Genomic DNA, 26,851 nt, shown 5'->3' with positions numbered 1-26,851 from the left:
CCCGCCCCGGCCGAGGAGCATGATGAACCCGTGGACGGATGGCCGATCGTCGGTCGGGATCACGAGCTCTCGCGGGTGGCGCGCCGGCTCGTCGAATCGCCCGCGTCGGAGCGGCGTCGCGGGGCGCTGCTCGTGGGTGCGCCCGGCATCGGCAAGACCCGGATCGCGCGCGAGCTGTACCGGCTCGTGCGCCGGCACCGGCTCGGGGCGGTCTGGGCGACCGCGAGCCGCACGGCGCAGCACCAGCCGCTCGGAGCGTTCGCCGCGTACACGCGCGAAGGCGACGACACCCTCGCACTGCTCGCCCAGCTCGCCGCCGAGATCAGCCCCGGCGACCGGCCGACCGCCGTCTTCGTCGACGACGTGCACGCGCTCGATCCGATGTCGGCGCTGCTCGTGCAGACCCTCGCCCGTCGCCCGCAGACGAGTCTCGTGCTCACCGCCCGCACGCCCGCGCCGCTGCCCGACGTGATCGTCGACCTCTGGAAGGACGACCTCGTCGAACGGATCGAGGTGCACCCGCTCGACGAGGCCGCGACGGGCCGGCTCGCGTCGGCCATCCTCGAACGGCCGCTCGAGGCCGTCGCCGCGCACCGGCTGTGGGAGCGCAGCCAGGGCAACCCGTTGTACATCACCCACATCACGCAGGACTGGCGCGACGCCCTCGCCGCCGGCGGCGACGACGAGGCTGCCGGCGGGCTCGCCGACGACGCCGACGAACCGGCGACATCACTCCCCTTCGTGCCCGACCCCGCGAGCCCGCTGCCCGCGGAACTCGGCGCGCTCATCGAGCAGACGCTCATCGGGCTCGACGACACCCGGCTCGAGGTGCTCGACGCCGTCTCGCTGCTCGAGCCGTTCCCCCTCGCGGCGATCATCGAGGCCGTGCCGAGCGCCGACGTGCGCCTGCTCGACGAGCTCGAGGCGCGCGGCGTGATCGTCGCGGCGATCGACGACCCGGGGCACCTCATCACGCTGCGCGCCGCGCACCCGCTCTTCGCCGAGGCCCGCCGAGCCGCGATGGGCCCCCTCCGGGCGCGCCGGCTCCGCGGCCGCATCCTCGACGCAGTCGAGCACACGGGCGTCGACCTCGACATCGTCTCCCGCTCGCTGCTGAGTCTCCAGGCCGACGGTTCGAACGGCGGCGACGCCGCGCTCCACCTCGAAGCGGCGGCGACCGCGTTCGCGCGCCTCGACCTCGACCTCACCGCGCGGCTCGCCACGGCGTCGGCCGAGCACGGCGGACCACCCGCGGCGACGACGCTCGCCGCCTACGCCCTGTCGCTGCGCAGCCACGGCGAGGCGGCCGCCGCGATGCTCGCGCCGCTCCTCGATGCCGAGCGGCCGCCCGTCGACGCGCTCATCGTCGATTCCGGCAACCGGTTCTTCGTCCTCGGCGACCCCGAGGGCGCGATCGCGCGCACGGAGGCGGCCCGAGCGGCGGCGACCGACGACGGGGACCGCGCCGAGCTCGCGGCGATGCTCGCATGGGAGCACGCCTTCCAGGCCCATCCGGCGCTCGCGCTCGACCTCGCCGACGCGGCGCTCGCGCATCCCGGGCACAGCGGCCGGGCCATCGCGTTCGCGACGATCGCCCGGGTCACGGCGCTCGCCTGCGCGGGCCGCAGCGACGAGGTCGCGGCGGTCGCCGAGCCGGGATATGCGGCGGCCCGCGGCGGCTACGACGCCGCGGTGCTGCGCACCGTGCTGCTCGACGCGCACCTGCTCGCCCTGCACCTCGCCGGGCGCATGGGCGAGGCCGCCGACCTCGCCGAGCGGGTGCTCGCCGACGATCACGAGGCACCCCCGCCCTTCGACAGCCGGCTGCTCAACCTCACCGGACGCGCCCTCGTGCGCAGCGGCCGCATCGCCGAGGGGCTCGTCGCCCTCACGTCGGCGCAGGCTGCGATCGGCGGCCACGACCACACCGGCTGGTCGCCGCTCAACCTCGTCGACCTCGCCGAGGGCGAGGCCCTCGGCGGCGACCTCCGCCGGGCGCGACGGGCGCTCGAGCGGGCGCGGGCCGAGTGGTCGCCCGCGTTCCGCTACCGGCTGCCGCAGCTCGAGCGCGTCGCGGCGCTGATCGACGCCGCCGCCGGCCGGGCCGCCGAGGCCGCGGCCGGCGCGGTGGCGGCGGCCGACCTCGCGATCGAGCAGGATGCCCCGGCGCTGGCCCTCCGCGCCCTGCACGACGCGGTGCGGTACGGGGCGCGCGGGCTCCGCGACCGGGTCAGCGACCTCGCCGACGGGCTCGACGGACCCCGCGCGCGGCTCGCGCCCCGGCACGCCGACGCGTGGGATCGCGGCGACGCGGCCGAGCTCGACGAGCTCTCGCGGGCGTTCGAGGCCGACGGCGACCTCATCACCGCGACCGACGCGGCCGCCCAGGCCGCCGTGCACTGGGCCGCGGCCGGTCGCGGCGGGCGGGCCGCCGCCTCGCGGCTCCGGGTGCGGGGCATCGAGTCGACGACGGGCCGGCTGCACACGATCGCCGTCGCCCGGGCGAGCCTCGGACCCGATCTCAGCGAACGCGAGGGCGAGATCGCGGCCCTGATCGCCGGCGGGCATTCGGACCGCGAGATCGCCGTGCGCCTCGGGCTCTCGACGCGCACGGTCGAGGCGCACGCGCATCGCATCTACGCGAAGCTCGGCGTCGAGGGGCGCGCCCAACTGCGCGACCTCGCCGACGGCGGCTGACGACGCCGCGAGCGCATCGCCCCGATTTACGTACCCGACTACGTAGGGCGCCGGCACGAGGCATCCGTAATCTTGTCGGCGAGCACCTCGACGAGCCGGCTCCCCGTACGACCGTTGCCCGACGGTCGCGCCTCGCCGAGGGTTGCCGCACCCCGAAGGAGTGCCCCAATGCGGCAGCTACTCGCCCCCGACACCACCAATGCGGAGTTCGACTGGATCGACGCCCGCGTACCCGACCTCGCCTCACTCACCGCCGGCGAGCTGACCGTGCTGCGCGCGCTCGCGTGCGGTGCCTCGAACGCCGCGATCGCGGCCGGCCTCTTCCTCTCGGAGCGCACGGTCGAGTCGCACGTGCGCTCGATCTTCTCGAAGCTCGGACTACTGCGCTGCCCCGACGAGAATCGGCGCGTCATCGCCGCCGTCGTGTGGGCGCGGGCGGCGGTGTGAACGAGGTCTGCGCGTCAACCGCGGCGGGCGTCTAGGGTCGTAAGCGGATGCCACGGGGCCGGTTCGTGCGCCCCGCATCCGCCGCACGACGAGCACGCCGCGAGCGCCGCGCAGGAGAGGGCCGACGATGACCGCTGAACCGACCGGATTCGACTTCTTCTCGGTCGGCGAGCTGCCTGCGCCGGCGCTGCCGGTCGACGAGGTGCGCGGCATCGTCGCCGCCGAGTGGGGGCTCGACGTCGAACTCGAATCCCTCGGCAGCCAGCAGGACCAGAACTTCCTGGCTCGGGATGCCGCGGCCGACGCCGCCGCCGACGGCGGCGCCCCCCTCGGCGTCGTGAAGATCACGAACCCCGCCTTCACGGCGGCCGAGCTCGCCGCGCAGGATGCCGCGGCCGAGCGCATCGCCGACGGGTCGGGCGGTCGAATGGCGGGCGTCCGCGTCGCGACGACCACGAAGGACGCCGACGGGCGGCCGCGCTCCGTCGTCGCCGACACGAGCGCGGGACCACTCGCGGTGCGACTGCTCGAGTTCCTGGGCGGCGGCACGCTCACGGGCGACGCCTATCTCGCCCCCGCAGTCGTCGCCCGCATGGGCGAACTCGCCGCGACGGCGAGCCTCGCGCTCGCCGACCTCGACCACGCCGGGCTCGACCGGGCGCTGCAGTGGGATCCGCGCTTCGCCGACCGCGTCGTCGAACTGCTCGCGCCGCATCACCCCGACCACTACCGGCGCGAGCTCGTGCAGCGCGCCGCCCGCGAGGCCTGGCGCACCGTCGCCGCCCTCGCCGACGAACTGCCGCAGCAGGCGGTGCACCTCGACCTCACCGACGACAACGTGGTCTGCCGCGTCGAGGGCGGCCGGCGGATGCCCGACGGCATGATCGACTTCGGCGACGTCACCCGCAGCTGGGCCGTCGGCGAGCTCGCGATCACGATCTCGTCGGTGCTGCACCATGCCGGCGCCGAACCCGTCTCGGTACTGCCCGCGGTGCGCGCGTTCCACGCGCTGCGCCCGCTCGCACCCGCCGAGGTCGCCGCGCTCTGGCCGCTCGTCGTGCTGCGTGGCGCCGTGCTCGTCGTGAGCGGCGAGCACCAGGTGCAGCTCGACGGCGAGTCGAACGACTACGCGCGGTCGGCTCTCGACCGCGAATGGCGCATCTTCGAGCAGGCGACCTCGGTGCCGGCCGACGTGATGACGGCGGTCATCGCCGATGCGCTCGGGGTTCACGATTCGCCGCAGGTCGATCTCGGCGCACGAACGCACGACGGGCCCGCACGCGAGCACCGGCTCCCGCCGAGATCTTCGAAGGGGACTGCGACCGCCTCGCCGGCGCGGCTCGACGTGTCGGTGTTCGCCGAGGCCGCCGACGGCGGTGCGTGGCTCGACGGCGAGGCGCTCGAGGCGCGACTCGCGCTCGAGGCCCTCGACGCCGGTGCGTCGGCGGCCTGGCTCGACCGCGGCACGCCCCGACTGACCGCGAGCCGCACCCTCTCGCAGGCCTCGCCCGCGACGGTGCCGGTCGGCATCGACGTCTGGTACGCCGAACCGCAACGGCTCGAGGCATCCGAGCACCTCGTCGTCGAGGGTGCGACGCAGGACGCCGACGGCGACTGGATCGTGCCCGCGCGCACGCGCGTCCGGGTGCGGCTCGGCCGCGCCGGCACGCCGCACCTCGTGCGGCCCGAGTACGCCGCGGGATGGCTCGCGGTGACGCTCGATCCGGCGCCGATGCTGGGTCTCGATAGCGAGCCGCGCGCCGACTCGACCGACCGCGAGTCGCTCATCGGGCGGCGCAACGCGGCCTTCGCCGAGGTGCAGGAGCACTACTACGAGGCCCCGCCGCAGATCGAGCGCGGTTGGCGCGAGCACCTCGCCGACACAGACGCGCGCGTCTACCTCGACATGGTCAACAACGTGACGCCGCTCGGTCACGGCCACGTCGGCCTCGCCGACGCGGTGCACCGGCAGCTGCGCCGGCTCAACACGAACTCGCGGTTCAACTACGAGGCGGTCGTCGAGTTCTCCGAGCGGCTCGCCGGACTCCTGCCCGATCCGCTCGACACCGTGTTCCTCGTGAACTCGGGGTCGGAGGCCGCCGACCTCGCGATCCGCGTCGCGCTCGCCGCGACCGGCCGGCGCGACGTCGTGAGCGTGCTCGAGGCCTACCACGGCTGGACCTACGGCTCCGACGCCGTCTCGACCTCGACGGCCGACAACCCGAACGCGCTCGAGACGCGCCCCGACTGGGTGCACGCCGTCGAGGCGCCGAACTCGTTCCGCGGCCGGTACCGCGGGGCGGATGCCGCGCGCTACGCGCCCGAGGCCGCGGCGCGGATCCGCGAGCTCGCGGACTCGGGCCGGCCCCCGGCCGCGTTCATCGCGGAGACGTTCTACGGCAACGCCGGAGGCATCCCCCTGCCCGACGGCTATCTCGCCGAGGTGTACGCCGCCGTGCGGGAGGCGGGCGGGCTCGCGATCGCCGACGAGGTGCAGGCCGGCTACGGGCGCCTCGGCGAGTGGTTCTGGGGCTTCGAGCAGCAGGGCGTGGTGCCCGACGTCGTCGCCGTCGCGAAGGCGATGGGCAACGGGTATCCGCTCGGCGCGGTGATCACGACGCGCGAGATCGCGGCGCGGTTCCGCACGCAGGGGTACTTCTTCTCGTCGACTGGCGGCAGCCCGGCCTCGTCGATCGCCGGGCTCACGGTGCTCGACGCGTACGAGCAGATGGGGCTGCAGCAGAACGCGGCGTCGACCGGCGCCTACCTCAAGCGGATGCTCGAGGAGCTCGCCGAACGGCACCCGCTCATCGGCGCCGTGCACGGGCTCGGCCTGTACCTCGGCGTCGAGTTCGTGCGCGACCGCGAGACGCTCGAACCGGCGACCGACGAGACGCGCGCGATCTGCGATCGGCTGCTCGAGCTCGGGGTCGTCATGCAGCCCACGGGCGACCACCAGAACGTGCTGAAGACGAAGCCGCCGCTGTGCGTCGAACCCGAGTCGGCCGAGTTCTTCGTCGAGATGCTCGACCGGGTGCTCGGCGAAGGCTGGTAGGGGTCGCCGGTCGATCGAGTGGTCTCGATACGCGTGCTCCTTCGTCGCGCGCTACTCGACCGACGGTTGCGGCTCAGGCGAGCAGGTCGCGCACGGCGAGGCCCCACTCGAACCCGCAGTCGCGGCAGTCGAAGATCGGAGCGTCGTCGGTGAGGAACGGGTCGACGGTCTCGGCCTCGACCGCGAGGTCGAGCGGGCCGTAGACGATCGCACGCACGGCGGCCGAACCGCACCGGGGGCACGGCTCGTCGAGCGCCTCGCGCGGGGCTTCGGTCTGCAGCTGGTTCGTCATGGCAGTCAAGCTACGCCGCCCCGCCGACATCCCCGGCAGCCGGCCCGCGCGTCGCCTTCCGACCGCTCGGCCGGGAACTCGATGATCCCTAGACTGGGCGCGTGCTCACCGCCGTCATCCTGCTCGCGATCGTGCCCGCGTGCCTCATCCTGGTGCTCGGGCTCGTCGCACGCGCGTTCGCCGCGCAGCCCGTGACGGCCCGCGTCGTGCAGTACGCGCCCGAGCGCGGCACGACGCTGCTCCGCGATGCGGTGCTCGCCGACGCCGACAAGCGGGCCGCCGCGGCGGCGCTCATCGACCTCGCGGTCAAGCGCAAGGTGCGGCTCATCGCCGGCACGGCGGGCGCGTCGGCTGCGGGCACGGCGGGCGGCGCGTCCGGTTCCCGCTCCCGGGAGCCGATCGGCGTGGAGCTCACCGACGGCGCACGGCTCACCACCGCCGACACCGCCTTGCTCGAGGTGCTGTTCGGCCCCGAGCACACGGGCGCACGCCTGCGCCGCTTCTCGGCCGACCGCAGGGCGCTGGCCGGGCGGCTGAAGACGCTCATGACGTTCACCGAGCTCGCGCTCGCGCGCGAGGGACTCGTCGGCGACCGGCGCGTCACCTGGCCCGGCACGACCCTGACCGTGCTCGCCTACCTCGGCATGCTCGTCGAAGCGCTGCTGCTCGTGTTCACGCTCATCGCGGGCGACTGGACCGCGTTCTTCGCCACGCTCGCGGCCGTGGCCGTGACGATCGCGACGATCTTCGTCACCCCGGCCTCGTGGCGACGGTACCTGCCGCCGTCGCTCCCGCATCGCGAGCACCTCGCCGGACTTCGCCGCTACCTCGAGGTCGCCGAGGCCGACCGGCTCCGCGTGCTGCAGTCGCCGAGCGGAGCGGAGCTCCGCGCCGACGCCCCGGCCGGGTCGATCGGCGGCGGGCCGTCGATCGGCGCCGACCCCGAGGCATCCGCGCAGCTCGAGCGCTTCCACCTGCATGAGCGCCTGCTGCCGTACGCCGTGCTGTTCGGCCTCGAACGGGAGTGGCTCGCGAAGCTCCGCCTCGAGGCCGACACGCTCGCGCACACGAACGTCGACACGCTCGGAGACCTCGTCGACGTCACCGCGGAGGTGGCCGCCGCGATCGACGCCGCGGGCGGCGTGCTCGAGCTGACCGCCGTGGTCGGCGACCTCGTCGACGGCACCGGTTCGGTGATCGAGGGCATCGGCGGCATCTTCGAAGGGCTGGGCTCATGAGCCTCACCGACCTCGAGCAGGCGATCTCGATCGACCTCGACGGCACCGCGGTCTCGGGCGTCTACGCGCGCCCGGCCGGCGGCGATGCCTCGGCCACGATCGTCGTCGCGCACGGCGCGGGCGCAGGCATGGATCATCCGTTCATGTCGGGCTTCACGCGGGCGCTGAACGCCGACGGATTCTCGACCCTGCGCTTCAACTTCGCGTATCGCGAGGCCGGACGCCGCTTCCCCGACCGGCCGCCCGCCGCGATCGCGGCGTGGCGAACGGTCATGGGGGTCGCCGGCGAGCTGGCCGTGCAGGCCGGGCGTGCGGGCGAGCCGGTCTGGGCAGCGGGCAAGTCGTTCGGCGGGCGCATGGCCTCGATGGCCGTCGCCTCGGGCATGGATGCCTCGGGGCTCGTGTTCCTCGGGTACCCGCTGCACGCACCGGGCAAGGCCGACAAGCCGCGCGACGAGCACCTGCCGGGCATCACGATGCCGATGCTGTTCCTGCAGGGGCGCAACGACCCGTTCGCGATTCCGAACGAGCAGCTCGACGCGGTCGCGGAGCGGGTGGGGCCGAACGCCGTCGTCGAGTGGATCGACGGGGCCAACCACTCGTTCGAGGTGAAGGGCGCGAAGCGCCCCGCGGCCGAGATCGGTGCGTCGCTCGCGGAGCGCGCGGCCTCGTTCGTGCGCGCGCACGTCCCGTCGGCCGAGTAGGCGCGCAGCGCGGTATCGAGACCGCAGCTCCGTCCGTCGACTCGGCGCGCAGCACCGTTTCGCGACCACGGCGAAGACTCGGCGCGCACCCTGCCCCGCCGCGTACGCTGGCCTCATGGGCGACGCACGGTCGACCGGATGGCTCCTCCCCGCGGCCGCGGGTGCCGCGGCGGCGGTCTTCGGCGCGGGCCTCGGCGAACTCGTCGCCGCGGTGATCGCACCCGAGTCGGGGCCGGTGGTCGTCATCGGGTCCGCGCTGATCGATCTCGCGCCACCGTGGGCGAAGGACGCCGCGATCGCCCTGTTCGGCACCGCCGACAAGCTCGCCCTCGTCACCGGCATCGTGCTCGTGCTGCTCGTCGCGGCGTGCGGTGCGGGCGTCCTCGAGTCACGCCGGCCGCCGTGGGGAAGCGCGGTCTTCGCGGTGTTCGGCGTCGCCGGGGCGGTCGCCGCCGCGACGCGTGCGAACGCGCCGATGCTCGCGGTCGTGCCGTCGCTCGTCGCGGGCGCGGCCGCCGTGGTGGCGCTGCGGGTGCTCGTGCGACGGCTCGCCGCGGTCGCCGGCGTCGAGACGTCGCGGCGCCCCGCCTCGACCGCCCCAGGGGAGACGCCCGCTTCCGCCACTCCAGCAGCCACAGGCGAGACGCCCGCTTCCGCCACTCCAGCAGCCGCACGCGAGACGCCCGCCCCCACGGCCCCAACCACCGCGCACGAGGCACTCGCCCCCGCCACCCCAGCCACCACTCGCGAGACATCCGTCCCCGCCTCGGGGACCCGCACGACGCGACGGGCGTTCCTCGGCTGGGCGGGTGGCGCCGCGGTGATCGGCGCGCTCGCCGCCATCGGCGGTGCTGCGATCCAGGCCGGCGGGCGGGCGGTGACGGCGGTGCGCGAGGCGATCAGGCTGCCGACGCCGACCTCGAGGGCGTCCGTGCCGCCGGGCGCCGACCTCGGCATCGACGGGCTCGCCCCGGTCATCACCCCGAACGCCGACTTCTACCGCATCGACACGGCCCTCGCGGTGCCCGTGCTCGACCCGGCCGAGTGGAAGCTGCGCGTGCACGGTATGGTCGAGCAGGAGTTCGAACTCACCTGGGACGAGCTGCTCGCCCTCCCCCTCGCCGAGAGCGTCGCGACGCTCGCGTGCGTCTCGAACGAGGTCGGCGGCGATCTCATCGGCAACGCGGTCTGGCTCGGCTACCCGATCCGCGAGTTGCTCGCCCGTGCGCGCCCGCTCCCGGACGCCGACATGGTGCTCTCGCGCAGCTCAGACGGCTTCACGGCCTCGACGCCGATCGAGGTGCTGCAGGACGACCGCGACGCGATCCTGGCCGTCGGCATGAACGGCGAGCCGCTGCCGATCGAGCATGGCTTCCCGGTGCGCATGGTCGTGCCGGGCCTCTACGGCTACGTCTCGGCCACGAAGTGGGTCGTCGACCTCGAGGTCACGCGATTCGACCGGGCGCGCGCGTACTGGACCGACCGCGGCTGGAGCGACCACGGCCCCATCAAGCTCTCGTCGCGCATCGACGTGCCGCGGCGCGGACAGTCGGTCGAGGCGGGCGACGTGGTCGTCGCCGGCGTCGCCTGGCACCAGCACACGGGCATCGAAGGCGTCGAGGTGCAGGTCGACGAGGGCGCGTGGCGCCCGGCCGAACTCGCCACCGCGATCTCGGACGACACCTGGGTGCAGTGGCGCTTCGCATGGCCGGATGCCTCGTCCGGAAGCCACACGCTGCGGGTACGCGCGACCGGCGCCGACGGCGAGCTGCAGACCGCGGAAGAACGCCCGGTCGTGCCCGACGGCGCCACCGGCCTGCACGAGATCACCGTCGACGTGCGCTGACGCGCGGGGTTCGAGACGTCGCTGCGCTCCGGCGCCACTCGCGCCGGCCCTCCGTCGCACCCATCGCCATTCCTCCCCGCCCGCACTCGTCCTCCCCAGCCCCGGACCGGAGCGTCCGGTCGACGATGAGCCGTCGCGTGCGATGCGGCACCCCGCGCGGTGGGAGCATCCTTCCCGAGAGCCTGTTCACAAGTCCACAAATCCACACGCAGGTCGTCCACAAGTCCACACGCAGGTCGTCCACAAGTCCACAAATCCACACGCAGGTCGTCCACAAGTCCACAAATCCACACGCAGGTCGTCCACAAGTCCACAAATCCACACGGTCGGCGAAGCGTTGGTCGCCAGTCGACGCGACGACCGCCACCACCACCTCCACCACCACCACCACCACCGAGGAACTTCAGATGGCGACGCGAACGATCCGGGTCGACGACGGGACCCACCGAGCGATCGGCGATCTCGCCTACCTGCTCGACAGCACGCGAACCTACGTCGTCGCGGATGCGATCGCCGAGTACGCGGCGCGTCGGGGATCGATCGTCAGGATCGACGGGCGGGTCACGTTCGACGAACTGCCGGTCGCCGATCGGCTCGCGCTCCGGCGAGATGAGCTGATCCGCGTGTTCGCGAAGCGCGAGGCGACCGACATCCGGTTGATCCACTTGGGCGACACCGCCGAGCACGGGCCGGCCGAAGCCGAGGGCGCCGAGGACGAGGACGACGACGCTCCGTGGGTGCCGCCACGTCCGCTCGAGCTGCTCGTCACGACCGCGCTGCATCGAGGCAGCGGCGAGGCGTACGCGCTCGAGCGCATCGCGTCGAAGCTGCTCCGCACGCGCGTGCACGTCGAGTCGGCGACGCGACTCGAACTCTTCGACAAGCCGGCGCTCGAGCGCGCCCGAGCAGCATCGACGCCCCTCACCGAGTGGGCGAGGGGCGTCGAGCCCGAGGCATCCTCGACCTAGCCCAGGCGGGGCGTGCGCGGCGGCGCGGTGCGGCGCGATCCGGTCGCCTCGAAGGCGGCGGCGAGCGTGAGCAGCTCCGTGTCGTCGTAGGCACGTCCCGCGAAGGTGAGGCCCACCGGCATGCGGATGTCGGCCATCGTGCCCATCGGCACCGTCACGGTCGGGATGCCGAGGTGGCGCGGCACGAGGTTGCCGTTCGCGACCCAGACGCCGTTGCGCCAGCCGAGGTCGGCCGAGGCCTCGTTCACGTCCATGTCGGCAGGGCCGACATCGGCGACCGCGGGGAACGCGACGGCATCGAGGCCGAGCCCGTCCATCCACTGCTCGAGGTCGATGCGGCGGGTCTCCTCGAGGCCGCGCACGCCCGCCTCGAGCTCGGGGATCTCGGTGAACGACGCATACGGGTGCTCGCGCACCTGCGCCGGATACTCGGCGATGTCGTCGTCGAAGCCCGTGTAGCGGTCGGGCAGCGCGCCCGGCGGCTGCGGGAAGATCGTCGCGCCCTCGACGCCCGTGAGCGTCGAGAGGGCCGGGTCGCCGTTGGCCTGCAGGAAGTCCTCCCACGCCCACGCCGACAGGTCGACGATCTCGTACTTCAGGAACTCCTCGCTGACGAGCCCGCGGGTCTTGACCGTCGGCGCTCCGGGGCGGTCGCCCTCGTAGTTCGTCACGACCGGGAAGTCGACGTCGACGACCTCGGCGCCGGCCGCCTCGAGGTCGCGGCGCGCGGCCTCCCACAGCTCGATGACCGACTCGCGCGTCTCGACCCGCTCGCCGGTCGCACCGCCGATGCCGCCGTCGGGGTTCGTGCCGGCCTCGGGGTCGGCGTTGATGTACATCTTGGGCACGCCGATGCGCTTGCCGGCGAGCGCGGCACGAGCCGCCGACGCGTCGACCGGGGCGAGCGCGGGATACGACGCCGGTCGCACCGCGGACGACGCGGGGATCCGCACCCACGGCTGTGCGCGCCAGAAGTCGCCGCGCGTCTCGGGGTCGTCGGCGACGATGACGTCGAGCAGCTCGAACAGGTCGGCCATCGTGCGGGTGTGCGGCACGACGACGTCCATGGTCGGCACGAGCGGCCAGTTGCCGCGCACCGAGATCACGCCGCGCGACGGCGTGTACGCGCACAGCGCGTTGTTCGACGCCGGCGCGCGCCCGCTCGACCAGGTCTCCTCGCCCAGGCCGAATGCGCCGAACGACGCCGCCGTCGCGGTGCCCGACCCGTTCGACGAGCCCGAGCCGAACGCGCTCGTCAGCCACTCGGCGTTGTACGGGCTCTCGGCCCGGCCGTAGACGCCGCGCTGCATGCCGCCGTTCGCCATCGGCGGCATGTTCGTGAGCCCGATGAGCACGGCGCCGCCGGCGCGCAGCCGCTCGATCGTGAACGCGTCGCGCTGCGCGACGAGGTGCTCGAACGCGGGCGATCCGGCGGCCGCGGTGAGCCCCTTCGCGAGGTAGCTGTCCTTCGCGGTGTACGGGATGCCGTCGAGCGGCCCGAGCACCTCGCCGCGCGAGCGACGCTCGTCGGAAGCACGGGCCTCGGCCGCGGCATCCGGATTCATGACGACCAGCGCGTTGAGCGCGGTCTCTGTGCCCGACGCATCGTAGGCGGCGATGCGCGCGAGATACGCGTCGAGCAGCTCGACAGCGGTGGTCTCGCCCGCCTCGAGCGCGGCGCGCAGGCGCTCGATCGGCGCCTCGACGACGTCGAACCCGCTCATCGGGCCACAACCGGCTGCTGCTGGGTGATGCAGTGGATGCCGCCGCCACGGGCGAAGATGTCGCGCGAGTCGACCGTCACGGCGCGCCGACCGGGATAGGCGGCCTCGAGGATCTCGCGAGCCGCGGCATCCGCCCGCTCCTCACCGAAGCCGCACGCGATGATGCCGTCGTTCACGACCAGGTGGTTGACGTAGCTGTAGTCGACGAAGCCCTCCTCGTCGCGCAGCGTCTCGGGCGCGGGGATGTCGACGATCTCGAAGCGCCGCCCCGCGGCATCCGTCGCCTGCTCGAGCACCGCGCGCAGCTCGCGCGTGACCTCGTAGTCGGGGTGGTCGGGGTTCTGCTGCGCGTGCAGCAGCAGCTTGCCGGGCGAGGTGATGGTCGCCACGATGTCGACGTGGCCGTTGGTGCCGAACTCGTCGTAGTCGCGGGTCAGGCCGCGCGGAAGCCACACGACCTTGGTCGCGCCGATCGTGCGGGCGAGCTCGGCCTCGACGCGGGCCTTGTCGGCGTAGGGGTTGCGGCGCGGGTCGAGCTGCACGGTCTCGGTGACGAGCACGGTGCCCTCGCCGTCGACGTGGATGCCCCCGCCCTCGTTGACGAGCACGCTCGACACCAGTTCGGCGCCGACGAGCGGGGCGACGAAGCGGGCGATCTCGGCCGACTTGCGCCACTCGGCCCACTCGGGGGCGCCCCAGCCGTTGAACGTCCAGTCGACGGCGCCGAGCACGCCCGGGCGCTCGTCGTCGACGACGAAGGTGGGGCCGAAGTCGCGCATCCAGAACTCGTCGAGCGGGGCCTCGACGATCTCGATCTCCGAGCTCAGCATGCGGCGGGCGCGGTCGAGCTCGGTCGGGTCGACGACCATCGTGACGGGCTCGAACTCGGCGACGGCGTGGGCGACGGCCGTCCACGCCGCGTAGCCCTGCTCGCGCTCGGCGAGTTCCTCGCCGAGGGTGAACCCCTCACGGGGGAACGCCATCCAGGTGCGCTCGTGCAGTGCGGTCTCACTCGGCATGCGCCAGGCCATGCGTGGTCTCCCCTTCGAGATGGTGCGGTTCGTTCGTGGTGCGGTCTTCGCGTTCGTTGCGGATGCCGCCTTTATTGACCAAATGATCAATATTGCTGCGAGATTACCTACAATGGGTGATCATGTCAACGCCGACCCGACCCCGCGCCGCCCGCAAGTCGCCCGACGAGCGCACCCGCGACATCGCCCGGGCCGCGCACCGCCTGGCGCTCGAAGAGGGACTCGCGGCCGTCACCCTGCGCGCCGTCGCCGCGCGGGCCGGCGTCGCCCCCGCCCTCGTCGCCCACTACGTGCCGAGCATGGAGTCGCTCATCGCGAGCACCTTCTCGACCGTCGTCGGCGCCGAGATCGCCGAGGTCGAGGGTCTCGTCGCAACGCTCGACGGGCCGCGCGCGCAGCTCAGCGGCATCATCCGCACCGTGCTCGACGGCACCCGCGACGACGTCACGGTGGTCTGGGTCGAGGCCTGGGCCCTCGGCCGGCGCAACGAGAGCCTGGCCCGGGCGGTGCGCGAGCAGATGGACGCCTGGCAGTCGGTGCTGCAAGGCGTCATCGAGGCGGGCGTGCGCTCGGGCGACTTCGAGACGACGGATGCCTCGGGCGTCGCGTGGCAGCTCCTCGGCATGGTCGACGGGCTCAACGCCCAGGCGCTCGTGCGCTGGGGCGACTCGGCGCACCGCGGCGAGCTGACCACGCACGCGGTCGAGGGCATGCTCGGGCTCGCGCGCGGTGCGCTCGGGTCCCACGTTCCGGTCGTCGAGTAGGCGCGACTCGCCGGTCGAGCAGGCGCGCAGCGCCGTATCGAGACCACGGCCCCGCCTGTGCCGGTCCGCTTCGCTACTCGACCGACCGCCCGTCGAGCCGTGCCCGCGCGAGCTTCGGCGGTGCCATCACGAGCCACGCCTCCTCGACGAGTTCGGCGAGCCGCTCGTCGCCGATGCGGTCGAGCCGCGCGAGGATCGCGGGCCACCCGTCGAAGTGGGGAATGGTGAAGAACAGATCGGGATCCTCGTCGATGAGCCCGAGCTTCTCGTGTTCATCCTCGACGCGGGCCCCCATGATCGGGCCGGGCTGCTCGTCGAGGCCGAGGTGCGCGAGGTCGGTCTTGCGCAGCGGCCGCTCCCACACGAACCCCTTGCCGTGCACGCGCCAGTGCGCCGAGCCCCAGCTCACCGCCTCGCTCGTGTCGGGCAGCGCGAGCGCGAGGCGCCGCAGCAGCTCCCAGTCGGCCATGGGCGTCACCCTACGCCGCGGGGTCGGCCGCGGCATCCCCCGGGCCCACTCGAGCCGCCTCGCTCGCCCGACCGATGTCGCACGCTGACGCTACCTTGGGAGCACGCCCGGCGAGAGGAGCACGATGTACCTGCTGAACGGCATCGTCGTGACGAGTGCGAGCGACCTCAAGAAGGCGAGCGACTGCGAGTTCGCCTTCCTGCGCGAGCTCGACGTGAAGCTCGGTCGCGACACGCTGTTCGCCCCGCTCGACGACCCGATGCTGCGCCGTGCCGGCGAGCTCGGCGACGCGCACGAACTGCGGGTGCTCGAGCGGTACCGCGCCGAGTTCGGGCCGGGCGTCGTCGAGATCGATCGACCCGACGTGCGCGACGCCGAGGCGGTGGCCGCGGCGACGAACGCCACGATCGCGGCGTTCGAGGCGGGTGCGCCGGTCGTGTTCCAGGCGACCTTCTCCGACGAGCCCGTGCCGGGGCAGGGGTTCATCGGCTTCGCCGACTTCATCGTGCGCCAGCCCGACGGCCGGTACCGGGTGCAGGACTCGAAGCTCGCCCGGCACGCGCGCGTCACCGCCCTGCTGCAGCTCGCCGCCTACGCCGAGCAGCTCACGCGGCTCGGCGTGCCGCTCGACGACACGGTCGAGCTGCTGCTCGGCGACGGTTCGGTGAGCGCGCACCGGCTCGACGACATCCTGCCCGTCTACCGCGAACGCATCGGGCGCCTGCAGCGCATCGTCGCCGACCGCGTGGCCGACGCCGGCCCGGTCGCCTGGGGCGACCCGCTCTACACGCAAGACGGCCGGTGCCCCACCTGCGAGCTCGAAGTGCAGGCGAACCGCGACGTGCTCATGGTCGGCGGGCTGCGCGTCACCCAGCGCGAGCCCCTCGCCGCGGCCGGCATCACGACGATCGACGCCCTCGCAGCCTCCCACGATCCCGTGCCGCACGTGATGGAGGCGACGCTCGACAACCTCCGCGCCCAGGCCCGCCTGCAACTGCGGGCCGAGGTCGAGGCGACCGAGGCCGTCGCGTCGGGCGCGTGGCGCGAGGGCGACCCGCCGCTGCCGCCGCCCGTCGGCGTGCGCGATGCCCGCGCGATCGCGGCGATCCCCGAGCCGAGCCCGGGCGACCTCTTCTTCGACTTCGAGGGCGACCCGCTCTACACCGAGGGCGACGGCACGAAGTGGAACCTCGACTACCTCTGGGGCATGGTCGACAACTCCGAGACCTATACGGCGTTCTGGGCGCACTCGTTCGCCGAAGAGCGCGTCGCGCTCGAGCGCTTCCTCGAGTTCGTGAAGCTGCGTCGGCAGGTGCATCCCGACCTGCACATCTTCCACTACGCGAGCTACGAGCGCACCCACCTGACGTCGATCGCCGCCCGGCACGGCGTCGGCGAGGCCGAGGTCGACCAGCTGCTGGCCGACGGCGTGCTCGTCGACCTCTACCCGATCGTGAAGCGCGCGGTGCGCGTGGGCAGCCGCTCGTACTCGATCAAGAAGCTCGAGCCGTTGTACATGGGCTCCGAGCTCCGCGAGGCCGACGTGAAGTCCGGCGCCGACTCGATCACCGAGTACGTGCGCGCGGGCGAGCTGCAGGCGCTCGCACTGGCGATCGGCCCGGCGTCACCCGTCGAGGCTGCGGATGCCGCGGCCGAGGCAGCGCGCATCCTCGACGACCTCGCCGACTACAACCGGTACGACTGCGTGTCGACGCTGCGCCTGCGCGACTGGCTGCTCGCGGTCGGTGCGCGCGAGGGCGTCCGGCCGGTCGCGGCGTCGCTCCTGGCCGACCGCGCCGAGGGCAAGATCTACGAGGCCTCGCCGCTGGCGCTGCAGCTCAAGTCGCTCGTACGCGATCGCGAAGAGCGGGCCGAGCGGTCCGCGGCGAGGGCCGGCGGTGTCGCGACCGCGATCGGCACCGCGCGTCGCGACGCCGACACCGAGGCCCTCGCGCTCGCCTCGGCGGCGATCGACTACCACGCCCGCGAGGCGAAGAGCTTCTGGTGGTCGCACTACCTGCGCTGCGACCAGCCCATCGAGAGCTGGGAGGAGCACCGCGACGTGCTCGTCGTCGACCCGGCGCGCTCGCGCGCGATCGGCAACTGGTACGAGGAGCCCCGGTGGAACAGCGCGCGTCGCGAGCTGCTGCTCGACGGGCGGATCGCACCGGGTTCGCGGTTCAGCGTGGGCGGCGACGTCTTCCTGCTCTACGACTGGCCGGCACCGTTCCCGTCGCAGTCGACCCGGCCGGGCCAGCGCGCGTGGTCCAACGCGACCGTGGTCGAGGTGACCGATGCGGGCGTGCGCGTCGAGGAGCGCGGCCATCCCGGCATCACGTGGCGCGACCTGCCCCTCGCGATCGCCCCCGGGGCCCCGCCCCGCGCCGACGCGCTGCGCGACGCGATCGCCGAGTGGGCCGCCCCGATTCCCGGGCGCGCGCCCGAGCTGCCGCTCGACCCCGCGATGGACATCCTGCGGCGGCGTCCGCCGCGCGCGATCGGCGGCCTCGCGCCGCTCGACGCCGCGCACGACTACCAGTCCGCCGTCGTCGAGTCGGTGCGGCGCCTCGAACGCTCGTACCTCGCCGTGCAGGGCCCGCCCGGCACCGGCAAGACCTACCTCGCCGCCCATGTGATCGCCGCGCTCGTGCGCGACCACGGTTGGCGCATCGGCGTCGTCGCGCAGTCCCACTCGGTCGTCGAGAACGTGCTCGACTCGGTCGTGAACACCGCGGGGCTCGACGGCGACCTCGTCGCGAAGCACCTGAAAGACGCCGGCGAGGCCGACCGGCACGGGTTCACGGCACTCGCCCGCAAAGACGACGTGGCGGCCTTCGCCGCCGAGCGCCCAGGCGGGTACGTCATCGGCGGCACGGCATGGGACTTCTGCAACGTCCGACGCATCCCGCGAGCCTCGCTCGACCTCCTCGTCATCGACGAGGCGGGGCAGTTCTCACTCGCCTCGACGATCGCCGTCTCGGTGTCGGCGAAGCGGCTGCTGCTGCTCGGCGATCCGCAGCAGCTGCCGCAGGTGAGCCAGGCGCTGCATCCCGAGCCGGTCAACGCCTCGGCGCTCGGCTGGGTCGCCGACGGCCACGACGTGCTGCCGCCCGAGTACGGCTACTTCCTCGCCGAGAGCCGGCGCATGCACCCCGCCGTCGCGGCGCCGGTGTCACGGCTGTCGTACGAGGGCGAACTGCGCTCCCACCCGGTGGCGGCCGGTCGTGCGCTCGAAGGCGTCGCGCCCGGGGTCACGCCGATCCCCGTCGAGCACGAGGGCAACTCGACCTTCTCACCCGAAGAGGCCGACGCGGTCGTGCACCTCGTGCGCTCGCTCATCGGCCGCGACTGGACCGACGCGACCGACTCGCCGACCGGGCCCGCGATGTCGCCGCCGAGACCGCTCGACCAGCGCGACCTCATCGTCGTGACGCCCTACAACGCCCAGCTCGGCACGGTGCGCGAGGCGCTCGACGCGGCCGGGTTCGCCGACGTCCCCGTCGGCACGGTCGACAAGTTCCAAGGCCAGGAGGCGGTGGTCGCGATCGTCTCGCTCGCGGCATCCTCGGCGGCGAGCGCGCCCCGCGGACTCGAGTTCCTGCTGCTGAAGAACCGGCTGAACGTCGCGATCTCGCGAGCCAAGTGGGCGGCGTATCTCGTGTACTCCCCCGGGCTGCTCGACGGGCTGCCGCACCGGGCCGAGGGCGTCGCGCAGCTCAGCGCCTTCATGCGGCTCGTCGACGCACGCGGTTCCCGCGCGGCGCCCCTCGAGCCGCGGGTGGCCGAGCCGAGCGTCGTGAGCTGAGCAGCGCTCCGCGCGGAACGGTCTCTGCGCCGCTCAGTTCCCGAAGTCGAGGCGGGTGCCGCCCAGGCGCTCGGCTCGCAGCCGGATGACGACCCGGCCCTCCGCGACCGCCTCGTCGAAGAAGTCGCTGGGGTCCGCGGGGCGAGCGGCCTCCGGCACGAGCGCGAGCAGCTCCCGCCCGACCGCGTCACCGGGCTCGACGGTCGGCGCCGACACTTCGGCGAGTCCCTCGACCGCGGCGTACGACCAATGGTCGTCGGCCGAGACGTGCAGCGTCGCCCTCGGGTTGCGCCTGAGATGCGTCGCCTTGAGCCGGGTGCTCGTCGTCGAGAAGCGCGCGACGCCGGCCGAGGCATCCCAGCCGTAGAGCATCGTCGTCAGGTGCGGCTGCCCGTCGCGCTTCAGCGTGGCGAGCACGCCGAAGTTCTGGGCGGCGAGCAGGTCGGAGGCTTCGGCCTCGGTGAGCGGCACGGGTCCGGCGTTCTTCGTCATGTCAGGGCGAACCCGGTTCGACGTCGCGGCATTCCGTCGATGACGGCCGAAGACGCGGAACATCCGTCGAGCGGGCCGCACGCCGCGCTCGGGAATATCGCAGAGGGTTCCTGCGTAGGGTATGCACGTGACTTCCTCTGCAACGCACCCCGACCGCATCACCATGTACGGCGCCGCCTGGTGCGGCGACTGCCGCCGTTCGAAGCGACTGCTCGACGCCCGCGGCGTCGACTACGAGTACGTCGACCTCGAGGTGAACGTCGAGGCCGCCGACATCGCGAAGTCGATCTCGGGCCGCACGAACATCCCCGTGGTCGTCTTCCCCGACGGCACGCACTTCACCGAGCCCACCGACGCCGAGCTCGGCGCGAAGCTCGACGAGGAACTCGCCGCGTAACCCGCTGCGGGGCGACACCCGAGCCGGGATCGCCGTGAGCAACGCGTGAGTTCCCGCGTGCACGCCGTTCGGGTCGCGTAACAATCGCGCACGTCCGGCCGACCCGGCGTACAACGGAGACATGCCTTCGACCTCGCGGTGCCACGCATGACGCTCACGCGCCTGCTGCCGACGCTGCGGCGCTCGATCCCCGATCCGATCGCGCCCGAGCACTGGCCCGCGGGCACCCGCGTCACGACGACCGATGTCATCGTCGGCGGGTTCTCGATGCTCCGCCTCGCCGAACGCGACGGCACCCCGTTCGCGCACCTGGATCCCGCCCCGGCGCGCACCGGAGGCGTCGGCCGCACGCGGCACCTCGGCGTCGTGCTCGCCGCCGTGCGCGCGATCTCGACCGTCGGCGGCCGCCGTGAGGCCGAGCTCGACGCCGGATTCGGACCCCATCGCCCCGACTGGGCGGAGGCCCGCCTCCTCGGTCGCGCGTCGACCGCGCGCGTGGCGCCCGTCTCGGTCCGCTTCGCGGCGGGTGGATGCCTCGCGCTCGCGCCGCTCGAACTGCCCGGCGACCTCGCGGTCGGCGACCTCATCGCCGTGCCGATCGAGGCGCACGGCATCACGATCAGCGTCGCGGGCGCCGACGTCCGGACACGACCGCTGAAGCCCGCACTCAACGCCTGACCGCGGCGCCGCCCGCAGAATTCAGGACGAGCGCGATCTCACGCTCGCGTACGCACCCGTGACCCGGCTCGTCCTGAACTACGCGGGGCCCGCTCAGCGCAGCGCCGGCACGACCTCAGCGGCGAACAGCTCGAGCCCCGAGCGGTCGTACGCCGCCTCGGGCGCGTAGAGGATCGCGTAGTCGAGCCCCACCGCACGGCGCTGCTCGAGCTTCGCGATGATCTCGTCGGGCGTGCCGACGAGCGCGCCGGGCGCGGTGACGTAGTAGCTCTCGACGGCCTTCGCGGCACCGTCGGCGCCCAGGTGCGGAACGAGCCGCTCCTCGATGCGGGCGAGGCGGGCCGCGACATCCGCCGTCGACGAGCCGACCACGGTGTTGAAGTTCATCGAGCGGGTGATCGCCGAGGCATCCCGCCCGATCGCCTCGCAATGGCCGCGCAGCACGTCGTCCTTGTGCGCGAACTCCTCGAGCGAACCCGTGAAGTTCGTGTAGTCGGCGTACGTCGCCGCGATCTTGAGCGTCACCTGCTCGCCGCCGCCGGCCACCCAGATCGGGATGCCGCCGGCCTGCAGCGGCCTCGGCTGCACGATCGCACCGTCGACCTGGTAGTACCGGCCGTCGAGGGTCGCCTGCCCGGTCGTCCACGCCTGGCGCATGATCTCGACGCCCTCGCGCAGGCGCCCGAGCCGCTCGGGCACGGGTGGGAAGCCGTAACCGTATGCGCGCCACTCGTGCTCGTACCAGCCGCCGCCGATGCCCATCTCGACGCGGCCGCCCGAGATCAGGTCGGTCGTCGCCGCGACCTTCGCGAGGTAGGCGGGGTTGCGGTAGCTCATGCACGTGCACATCTGGCCCAGGCGCACGCGGGAGGTCGACGCGGCGAACGCGGCCATGAGGCTCCACGCCTCGTGCGTGGCCTCGGTCGGCGACGGCTCGGGCGTCGTGTGGAAGTGGTCGTAGACCCAGATCGACTCGAACGGCGAGTCGGCGCCGTCGGCGAAGGACGCCACGTCGCTCATCACCGCCCAGTGCTCGGCGGGGTCGATGCCCACGAGGTCGAAGCGCCATCCCTGAGGTACGAACATTCCGAATCGCATTCCGTCAGCCTATGAGCATCCGGGGGCGAGCCCGTTCCGGGATTCAGCGTCAGCACTGAGGCCGCGGTCCGGGTCGAGGCGTACCGTCGGCCCAATGAACGGTCAGCTCCACTGCGATTACTCCGCCTCCGACTTCGATGCCACGGTCGTCGAGACCTGCGACGCGCGCCTCATCCGCGTGACCGGCCACGGGCTCGCCCCGAGCCACGGCTGGCACCTCGAACTCGTCGCCGCCAACCCGGGCGTCGTCGCCCACCCCGAGAGCCTGTGGCTCGAACTCCGCGAGACCGCACCGGGCGAACCGCGCCCGCGAGTGCTCACCGAGGTGCCCGTCGAGGCCATCATCGAGGACCTCCACGCCCAGGAGATCATCATCCGGTTCCGCTGGCGCGAGGGCTTCCGGCTCGCGCTGCGCGAACGCGTTCCCGCGTTCCGCTGAGCCGGCGCCCCTGCGGCGCGCGACCACGACACGACGGATGCCTCGGGGCCGGCCCCGAGGCATCCGTCGTGTCGTGCGTCAGGCGAGCGCGTACCGCAGCTCGGCGACCGCGGGGCCCGACCACACGGTGCCGTCGAGGTCGTCGCTGCGGACCGTGACGACCTTGCCGCCCTTGGCGATGACGAGGAGGGCGAGCTGCGGCAGCAGGTCGCCCGCGTGCGTGCCGTCGGCGAGGGCCTCCCCCGCCCCGTTGCCGCTCGCGAACTCGATCGCACCCGAGTCGCGGTCGAGCGTGCCGTTGACGGAGGTCGTGAAGTCGAACCAGAGCGTCTCGACGGCGCCGTCGGCCGCCTCCCGTCCGATCGCGGCGAGGTCGCGCTCGATGCGGCCCGCCGTGCCCTCGGAGAGCTGGCGCAGCGACTGCTCGGCCTCGCGCACGTTGAGCGCACCGAGCTGCTGTCGAACCGCCTCGTCGACCTCGGCGGCGCCGAGGCGGTCGGGCGATCCGGGCACGGCGATGACACGCCGCGAGTTGCGGGTGTTCGCGAGGAACAGGCTGAGGAGCGGTTCGGCGGCGAACACGAACACGGGCACCCGCTCTTCGGGATCGAGCGCGAGCAGCTCGCGGCGGGCGATCTCGATGACGCGCTTCGAGTACTGGTCGAGCAGCTTCTTGCGGCCCTCGTCGCCGAGCAGCCGGCTCGCGCCGCCGAACTGGCTGGCGGTGCCGTGGCTCGAGCCGCGCGGCCGGTCTTCGTCGGGCTCGCGGTTCGTGGCCTCGTCGAGGTTCGCGGCGCCCGTCTGGTCGACGTCGAGCTTCGACGCGCGGTCGGTCGGCGTGGCGTGCCAGACGGCCCATTCGTGCGCCGACAGGGTGAGGGCGAACGCCTCCTGGTCTTGGCTGGGGGCGCGCAGCAGCTGCCCCAGCGTGAAGTGCGAGCCGACGTGCCAGGCGTCGTCGAGACGGTTCGGCAGCACGAAGACCTCGCTGAAACCCGGGGCGACGAAGATGGCCATCGAGCGGGCGAGGCCGCCCCAGAGGCGCTGGTCGCGCAGGATCGCGTCGCGCTCCTCGCGCAGCGCCGTGAGTTCGGCGGCCGATGCCCCACCCTGCTTGATCCGGTCGATCGCCTCGTCGAAGGCGCTCTTCACGGCGACCTCGGCGCGCTCCCGCTCGCTCACGACGGGCGAGGTCGCCGCGTAGATGGTGACGGCGGGATGATGCGCCCCCGCAAGGGCTGCGAAATCGGCAGTGGTGGGTAGTTCGTAGTGGACGGTCATTCGTTCCTCCCCCGAGTTCGCGCGACGACGATGTCGCTCGCCCCCAGCCTATGAAGGCCGGGGCGCGAGCGACACCCCCATCTGCGGGTCGGAGCCGACGTTCAGCGCGCCGCGAACATTCACCCCACCGGGTGGTTCGAGCGGATCAGGCGCGTCGGGTCGACGGCCCGCTTGATCGCGCGCAGGCGGGCGAGCCGGCCGTCGCGACCGCCGAAGAGGCGCTCGGCGTCGCGGCGGTGCTCGGCGAAGTTGAGGTACTCCTGCGGCGCCCGCCACGGCTCCATCGACGAGAGCAGCCGGCCGAGCGATCGGGCGATCGCCTCGTCGGCGCCGGGCACCGCGATCGCGGCGCTGTAGAGCAGGTAGCCGGCGTCGAAACCCGCGGTCGCACCCGGCGTCGGCAGCCCCAGGTCGGTGGCCCGCAGCACGGCGGCGTCGGGTTCGACCATTCCCCCGAGGTGGCGGATCTCGGTCGTCATGAGGGCCGTGCCCGAGCCGGCGCCGACGGCGCCGACGAACGCGCGCACCGCGGCGGGCGTCAGCTCGCGCAGCGTCATGCCGTCGCCGCGGCCGGGCACGGGGCCGGGCGGGTCCATGTGCAGGGCGAGCAGCTCGGCGGGCGGCTGCGCGTGCACGGTGTCGATCTCGGGTGCGAGCGCGCGCAGCGGTTCGAGCAGGGCGTCCGTGCGTGCCCGGTCCTCGAGCACCACCGCTTCGACCACGACGATCGATCGGCCGGCGAGGAACGGCGGCAGCTCGGGCAGCGGCGGCAGGTGCAGGATGCGCACGACGCTCTGCACCGAGTCGGGCACCCGCTTCGTCCATTCGGCCCACACGGCCGCGACCTCGTCGGCCCGCTCGACGGGCCACAGCAGCATGCCCGCCATGACCTCGGCGATCGGGAAGAGGCGGAACTCCATCGCCGTCACGACGCCGAAGTCGCCGCCGCCGCCGCGCACGGCCCAGAACAGGTCGGCGTCGTGCTCCTCGTCGACCCGGCGGTGCCGGCCGTCGGCGGTGACGAGCTCGACCGCGAGCACCTGGTTCGCGGCGAGGCCGTGCGAGCGGGCGAGCCAACTCACGCCGCCGCCGAGCGTGTAGCCGACCACGCCGACGTCGTGCGACGACCCGGCGAGCGCGGCGAGGCCGTGCGGCGCGGCGGCCGCGACGACGTCGCCCCAGAGGGCGCCGGCCTCGACACGGGCGACGCGGCGCCGGGCGTCGACGTGCACGTCGCGGAGCTCGTGGGTGCGCAGCAGGATCGCGTCGGCGAGGCCGTGGTCGGCGGCGAGCGGGCCGGCGTTGTGGCCGGTGCCCTGCGGGGCGACGGCGAGGCCGTAGCGGCCCGCGAGCTCGACGGTGCGCACGATGTCGGCGGCCGAGCGGGCGATCACGACCGCGGCGGGGCGCTGGTCGACGTCGAGGTTCCACGCGGCGCGGGCGGCGTCCCAGTCGGGATCGCCCGACAGCACGAGACGGCCGTCGAGGCTGGAGTCGAGACGGGCGAAGGCCTCGCGCAGCGGAAGGGCGAGGTCGTCGACGGCGTCCTCGATGAGGAGCTCGCCGGTCGGGGGCACAGGGGTGTTCACGGATGGTTCCTTTCGGTGTACGTTCGCGGGCCGGTTGCCTCGGTTCTCGAACCGGCCCGGCGGCCGCATCGATGGATGCAGCACTCGCGACGAGATCCCATCCAATTCGTCGCGGACGTCCGGGTCACCCGGGGTGTCCCTCCGATCGGGTCAGGGGTTTCCCTGTCCCCCGCGGCAGCCTCGAGACGGCGCTTCGCCTCCACTCACGGACGCGGGCCGGAATACGGGATGCCTCGCGGCGGTTGCCGCTGGGGATGGACATCTCGCCGCGCCTCTCGGTTCTCGACCTCGTTCCCGTACGCACCGACCAGACGAGCGGAGGCGCCGTCTCGGCATCCGTACGCCTGGCGCAACTGGCCGACCGGCTCGGCTTCACCCGCTACTGGTTCGCCGAGCACCACAACATGCCGGCCGTCGCCTCGACGACGCCGCCCGTGCTGATCGCGTCGATCGCGGCGCGCACCGAGCGCATCAGGGTGGGCTCGGGCGGCGTCATGCTGCCGAACCACGCGCCGCTCGTCGTGGCCGAGCAGTTCGCCGCGCTCGAGGCCCTCGCGCCGGGGCGGATCGACCTCGGCATCGGCCGGGCGCCGGGCAGCGACCCGGTGATCACGCAGCTGCTGCGAGTCTCGGGCCCGACCGCCGACGTCGACCGGTTCCCCGACCACGTCGCCGACATCCTCTCGCTGCTCTCCCCCGACGGTGCGACCCTGCGCCTCACGAGCGGGCGCGAGTACCCGATCCAGGCGACCCCCGCGGCGAGCGCCGTGCCGACGTTGTGGCTGCTGGGCTCGAGCGACTACTCGGCGAAGCTCGCCGCCGAGCTGGGCCTGCCGTACGTGTTCGCCAACCACTTCTCGGGCGACGGGCTCGAGCGCGCGCTCGAGCTCTACCGCACGGAGTACCGGCCGAGCGAGTCGCACCGCGAGCCCGAGACGTTCCTCACGGTCAACGCCTCGGTCGCGCCAACGGTCGAAGAGGCCCGCGAGCGCGCGCTGCCGCAGCTGCGCTCGATGGCGCGGCTGCGGCTCAACCGCCCGATGCGACCGCTCGAGACGGTCGACGAGGCGCTCGCGGCGCCCGCCGACTCCGACGCCGAGGGCCTCATCGCGGCGATGGAACGACGCTGGGTGATCGCGGATGCCTCGGGCGCGGCGTCCGAGCTCAGGGCCCTCGCCGATCGCCACGGCATCGACGAGGTCATGGTCGCGCCGATCTCCGGCTCGTACGCGGCCGAGCCTGCCGACGCGACGCCGGGGCGCGAGCAGACGCTCGAGCTGCTCGCGGAGGCGCTCTCAGCCGCCTGACTCGACCGGCGCGTGCGGGTCGCTCAGGCTGCGAGGCCGAGCCGGCGCAGGTCCTTGGTCGAGGCGCGGTACTCGTCGCCGTCGGCGACGACGGTCTCGCGCGGCACCCGGGCGGCGTTGTGCACCTTCGCGCCGGCGCCGAGGGTGACGTACGGCCCGAGCACGGCGCTGCGGCCGACGACCGCGTGACGGCCCACCCGGGCGTTCACGCCGACGACGGCGCGCTCGGCGACGATCGCCTCGCTCTCGATCCAGGCCCGGGGGCCGATCTGGGCTCCCCGCTGCACCTCGGCTCCGGGGTCGACGTAGGCCGTCGGGTCGACGAACGCGGTCGGGTCGACCTTGGCGGTCGTGGCGACGAGGCCCCGGCCGTTCACGTGCTTGCGATAGCGACGCAGGATCCCGGCTTCGTCCTCGAACTCGACATAGCTGATGCCCACGTTCTCCTCCTCCCGGCGTGGAGGCTCCACATGCCGGACATCAGTACAACATCGGGCCTGACCGGGGTATTCCCGCGGTCGAGCCCGGGC

The 26,851-nt window shown here is 73.4% G+C and carries 22 protein-coding genes; 13 read left to right on the top strand and 9 right to left on the bottom strand.

Features of this window, described 5'->3' with window-relative positions; genetic code table 11:
* The first annotated feature begins 30 nt into the window (after nucleotides 1-30).
* The 3 genes from LR269_RS05875 (at nucleotide 31) to LR269_RS05865 (ending at nucleotide 6,199) form a co-directional block, all read left to right on the top strand.
* Nucleotides 31-2,697 carry a LuxR family transcriptional regulator gene (locus LR269_RS05875; protein WP_231429834.1) on the top strand — a complete coding sequence of 889 codons (2,667 nt, stop codon included), beginning with the start codon at nucleotides 31-33 and terminating at the stop codon, nucleotides 2,695-2,697.
* A 168-nt stretch (nucleotides 2,698-2,865) separates the two neighbouring features.
* On the top strand, nucleotides 2,866-3,144 hold the full coding sequence (locus tag LR269_RS05870; RefSeq protein ID WP_231429833.1) for a helix-turn-helix transcriptional regulator: 279 nt from the start codon (nucleotides 2,866-2,868) through the stop codon (nucleotides 3,142-3,144).
* A gap of 127 nt (nucleotides 3,145-3,271) precedes the next feature.
* On the top strand, nucleotides 3,272-6,199 hold the full coding sequence (locus LR269_RS05865) for an aminotransferase class III-fold pyridoxal phosphate-dependent enzyme (RefSeq protein ID WP_231429832.1): 2,928 nt from the start codon (nucleotides 3,272-3,274) through the stop codon (nucleotides 6,197-6,199).
* Between the two features lie 73 nt (nucleotides 6,200-6,272).
* Here the strand turns inward: LR269_RS05865 and LR269_RS05860 are convergent, their stop codons facing one another.
* Nucleotides 6,273-6,491 (bottom strand): hypothetical protein, encoded by a 219-nt coding sequence (locus tag LR269_RS05860; protein ID WP_231429831.1) that lies wholly within the window; start codon nucleotides 6,489-6,491, stop codon nucleotides 6,273-6,275.
* Between the two features lie 101 nt (nucleotides 6,492-6,592).
* Between LR269_RS05860 and LR269_RS05855 the strand changes: the two genes are divergently transcribed.
* The 4 genes from LR269_RS05855 to LR269_RS05840 all read left to right on the top strand — a co-directional run bounded on the left by LR269_RS05855 (nucleotide 6,593) and on the right by LR269_RS05840 (nucleotide 11,247).
* Complete coding sequence (locus LR269_RS05855; RefSeq protein WP_231429830.1) at nucleotides 6,593-7,729, top strand: DUF2207 domain-containing protein; 1,137 nt, start codon at nucleotides 6,593-6,595, stop codon at nucleotides 7,727-7,729.
* Nucleotides 7,726-8,433: an alpha/beta family hydrolase gene (locus tag LR269_RS05850; RefSeq protein ID WP_231429829.1), complete on the top strand. Its 708-nt coding sequence runs from the start codon at nucleotides 7,726-7,728 to the stop codon at nucleotides 8,431-8,433. The genes LR269_RS05855 and LR269_RS05850 overlap by 4 nt, the downstream gene beginning before the upstream one ends.
* Before the next feature lie 115 nt (nucleotides 8,434-8,548).
* Complete coding sequence (locus LR269_RS05845) at nucleotides 8,549-10,279, top strand: molybdopterin-dependent oxidoreductase (RefSeq protein ID WP_231429828.1); 1,731 nt, start codon at nucleotides 8,549-8,551, stop codon at nucleotides 10,277-10,279.
* 407 nt (nucleotides 10,280-10,686) lie between these two features.
* Nucleotides 10,687-11,247 carry a hypothetical protein gene (locus tag LR269_RS05840; protein ID WP_231429827.1) on the top strand — a complete coding sequence of 187 codons (561 nt, stop codon included), beginning with the start codon at nucleotides 10,687-10,689 and terminating at the stop codon, nucleotides 11,245-11,247.
* On the opposite strand, the gene LR269_RS05835 is transcribed toward LR269_RS05840, so the two are convergent.
* Nucleotides 11,244-12,971 carry an amidase gene (locus LR269_RS05835; protein ID WP_231429826.1) on the bottom strand — a complete coding sequence of 576 codons (1,728 nt, stop codon included), beginning with the start codon at nucleotides 12,969-12,971 and terminating at the stop codon, nucleotides 11,244-11,246. The genes LR269_RS05840 and LR269_RS05835 overlap by 4 nt on opposite strands.
* Nucleotides 12,968-14,002: an agmatine/peptidylarginine deiminase gene (locus LR269_RS05830; protein ID WP_231429825.1), complete on the bottom strand. Its 1,035-nt coding sequence runs from the start codon at nucleotides 14,000-14,002 to the stop codon at nucleotides 12,968-12,970. Before LR269_RS05830 ends, LR269_RS05835 begins: the two co-directional genes overlap by 4 nt.
* Nucleotides 14,003-14,124: 122 nt before the next feature.
* On the opposite strand from LR269_RS05830, the gene LR269_RS05825 reads away from it, so the two are divergent.
* Nucleotides 14,125-14,766 (top strand): TetR/AcrR family transcriptional regulator, encoded by a 642-nt coding sequence (locus LR269_RS05825; RefSeq protein ID WP_231429824.1) that lies wholly within the window; start codon nucleotides 14,125-14,127, stop codon nucleotides 14,764-14,766.
* A gap of 73 nt (nucleotides 14,767-14,839) precedes the next feature.
* Here LR269_RS05825 and LR269_RS05820 read toward each other — a convergent pair whose 3' ends face one another.
* On the bottom strand, nucleotides 14,840-15,235 hold the full coding sequence (locus LR269_RS05820) for an MmcQ/YjbR family DNA-binding protein (RefSeq protein ID WP_231429823.1): 396 nt from the start codon (nucleotides 15,233-15,235) through the stop codon (nucleotides 14,840-14,842).
* Between the two features lie 124 nt (nucleotides 15,236-15,359).
* On the opposite strand from LR269_RS05820, the gene LR269_RS05815 reads away from it, so the two are divergent.
* Complete coding sequence (locus LR269_RS05815; RefSeq protein ID WP_231429822.1) at nucleotides 15,360-19,040, top strand: bifunctional RecB family nuclease/DEAD/DEAH box helicase; 3,681 nt, start codon at nucleotides 15,360-15,362, stop codon at nucleotides 19,038-19,040.
* A 33-nt stretch (nucleotides 19,041-19,073) separates the two neighbouring features.
* Here the strand turns inward: LR269_RS05815 and LR269_RS05810 are convergent, their stop codons facing one another.
* Nucleotides 19,074-19,532: a PPOX class F420-dependent oxidoreductase gene (locus tag LR269_RS05810; protein ID WP_231429821.1), complete on the bottom strand. Its 459-nt coding sequence runs from the start codon at nucleotides 19,530-19,532 to the stop codon at nucleotides 19,074-19,076.
* 163 nt (nucleotides 19,533-19,695) lie between these two features.
* Between LR269_RS05810 and LR269_RS05805 the strand changes: the two genes are divergently transcribed.
* Nucleotides 19,696-19,929: a glutaredoxin domain-containing protein gene (locus LR269_RS05805; protein ID WP_255680185.1), complete on the top strand. Its 234-nt coding sequence runs from the start codon at nucleotides 19,696-19,698 to the stop codon at nucleotides 19,927-19,929.
* 147 nt (nucleotides 19,930-20,076) lie between these two features.
* Nucleotides 20,077-20,607, top strand: coding sequence for a hypothetical protein (locus LR269_RS05800; RefSeq protein ID WP_231429819.1), 531 nt, complete (start codon nucleotides 20,077-20,079; stop codon nucleotides 20,605-20,607).
* Between the two features lie 93 nt (nucleotides 20,608-20,700).
* On the opposite strand, the gene LR269_RS05795 is transcribed toward LR269_RS05800, so the two are convergent.
* A complete protein-coding gene (locus tag LR269_RS05795; protein ID WP_231429818.1) occupies nucleotides 20,701-21,705 on the bottom strand; it encodes an LLM class F420-dependent oxidoreductase in 1,005 nt (334 codons plus the stop codon).
* 94 nt (nucleotides 21,706-21,799) lie between these two features.
* On the opposite strand from LR269_RS05795, the gene LR269_RS05790 reads away from it, so the two are divergent.
* Complete coding sequence (locus LR269_RS05790) at nucleotides 21,800-22,144, top strand: hypothetical protein (RefSeq protein ID WP_231429817.1); 345 nt, start codon at nucleotides 21,800-21,802, stop codon at nucleotides 22,142-22,144.
* 78 nt (nucleotides 22,145-22,222) lie between these two features.
* Here the strand turns inward: LR269_RS05790 and LR269_RS05785 are convergent, their stop codons facing one another.
* Nucleotides 22,223-23,425, bottom strand: a complete 1,203-nt coding sequence (locus LR269_RS05785; protein ID WP_231429816.1) for a hypothetical protein — start codon at nucleotides 23,423-23,425, stop codon at nucleotides 22,223-22,225.
* Between the two features lie 119 nt (nucleotides 23,426-23,544).
* Nucleotides 23,545-25,014, bottom strand: coding sequence for an FAD-binding oxidoreductase (locus LR269_RS05780; RefSeq protein WP_231429815.1), 1,470 nt, complete (start codon nucleotides 25,012-25,014; stop codon nucleotides 23,545-23,547).
* Between the two features lie 254 nt (nucleotides 25,015-25,268).
* On the opposite strand from LR269_RS05780, the gene LR269_RS05775 reads away from it, so the two are divergent.
* Entirely contained in the window at nucleotides 25,269-26,321 is a 1,053-nt protein-coding gene (locus LR269_RS05775; RefSeq protein ID WP_231429814.1) for an LLM class flavin-dependent oxidoreductase, read from the top strand.
* A gap of 23 nt (nucleotides 26,322-26,344) precedes the next feature.
* Here LR269_RS05775 and LR269_RS05770 read toward each other — a convergent pair whose 3' ends face one another.
* A complete protein-coding gene (locus LR269_RS05770; protein WP_231429813.1) occupies nucleotides 26,345-26,761 on the bottom strand; it encodes a transferase in 417 nt (138 codons plus the stop codon).
* Nucleotides 26,762-26,851: the final 90 nt, after the last annotated feature.

The sequence above is a fragment of the Agromyces sp. S2-1-8 genome (assembly GCF_021129215.1).
Classification (GTDB): Bacteria; Actinomycetota; Actinomycetes; order Actinomycetales; family Microbacteriaceae; genus Agromyces; species Agromyces chromiiresistens.
The sequence above is the reverse complement of the archived record's forward strand: the minus strand, read 5'-3'. Positions and strand labels throughout refer to the sequence as shown.

Coding starts and splice junctions, on each gene's coding strand:
- LR269_RS05800 (WP_231429819.1), top strand. CDS start 20,077: ATGACGCTCACGCGCCTGCTGCCGACGCTGCGGCGCTCGATCCCCGAT.
- LR269_RS05870 (WP_231429833.1), top strand. CDS start 2,866: ATGCGGCAGCTACTCGCCCCCGACACCACCAATGCGGAGTTCGACTGG.
- LR269_RS05775 (WP_231429814.1), top strand. CDS start 25,269: ATGGACATCTCGCCGCGCCTCTCGGTTCTCGACCTCGTTCCCGTACGC.
- LR269_RS05790 (WP_231429817.1), top strand. CDS start 21,800: ATGAACGGTCAGCTCCACTGCGATTACTCCGCCTCCGACTTCGATGCC.
- LR269_RS05785 (WP_231429816.1), bottom strand. CDS start 23,425: ATGACCGTCCACTACGAACTACCCACCACTGCCGATTTCGCAGCCCTT.
- LR269_RS05845 (WP_231429828.1), top strand. CDS start 8,549: ATGGGCGACGCACGGTCGACCGGATGGCTCCTCCCCGCGGCCGCGGGT.
- LR269_RS05825 (WP_231429824.1), top strand. CDS start 14,125: ATGTCAACGCCGACCCGACCCCGCGCCGCCCGCAAGTCGCCCGACGAG.
- LR269_RS05795 (WP_231429818.1), bottom strand. CDS start 21,705: ATGCGATTCGGAATGTTCGTACCTCAGGGATGGCGCTTCGACCTCGTG.
- LR269_RS05865 (WP_231429832.1), top strand. CDS start 3,272: ATGACCGCTGAACCGACCGGATTCGACTTCTTCTCGGTCGGCGAGCTG.
- LR269_RS05810 (WP_231429821.1), bottom strand. CDS start 19,532: ATGACGAAGAACGCCGGACCCGTGCCGCTCACCGAGGCCGAAGCCTCC.
- LR269_RS05820 (WP_231429823.1), bottom strand. CDS start 15,235: ATGGCCGACTGGGAGCTGCTGCGGCGCCTCGCGCTCGCGCTGCCCGAC.
- LR269_RS05815 (WP_231429822.1), top strand. CDS start 15,360: ATGTACCTGCTGAACGGCATCGTCGTGACGAGTGCGAGCGACCTCAAG.
- LR269_RS05840 (WP_231429827.1), top strand. CDS start 10,687: ATGGCGACGCGAACGATCCGGGTCGACGACGGGACCCACCGAGCGATC.
- LR269_RS05860 (WP_231429831.1), bottom strand. CDS start 6,491: ATGACGAACCAGCTGCAGACCGAAGCCCCGCGCGAGGCGCTCGACGAG.
- LR269_RS05850 (WP_231429829.1), top strand. CDS start 7,726: ATGAGCCTCACCGACCTCGAGCAGGCGATCTCGATCGACCTCGACGGC.
- LR269_RS05830 (WP_231429825.1), bottom strand. CDS start 14,002: ATGGCCTGGCGCATGCCGAGTGAGACCGCACTGCACGAGCGCACCTGG.
- LR269_RS05835 (WP_231429826.1), bottom strand. CDS start 12,971: ATGAGCGGGTTCGACGTCGTCGAGGCGCCGATCGAGCGCCTGCGCGCC.
- LR269_RS05805 (WP_255680185.1), top strand. CDS start 19,696: ATGTACGGCGCCGCCTGGTGCGGCGACTGCCGCCGTTCGAAGCGACTG.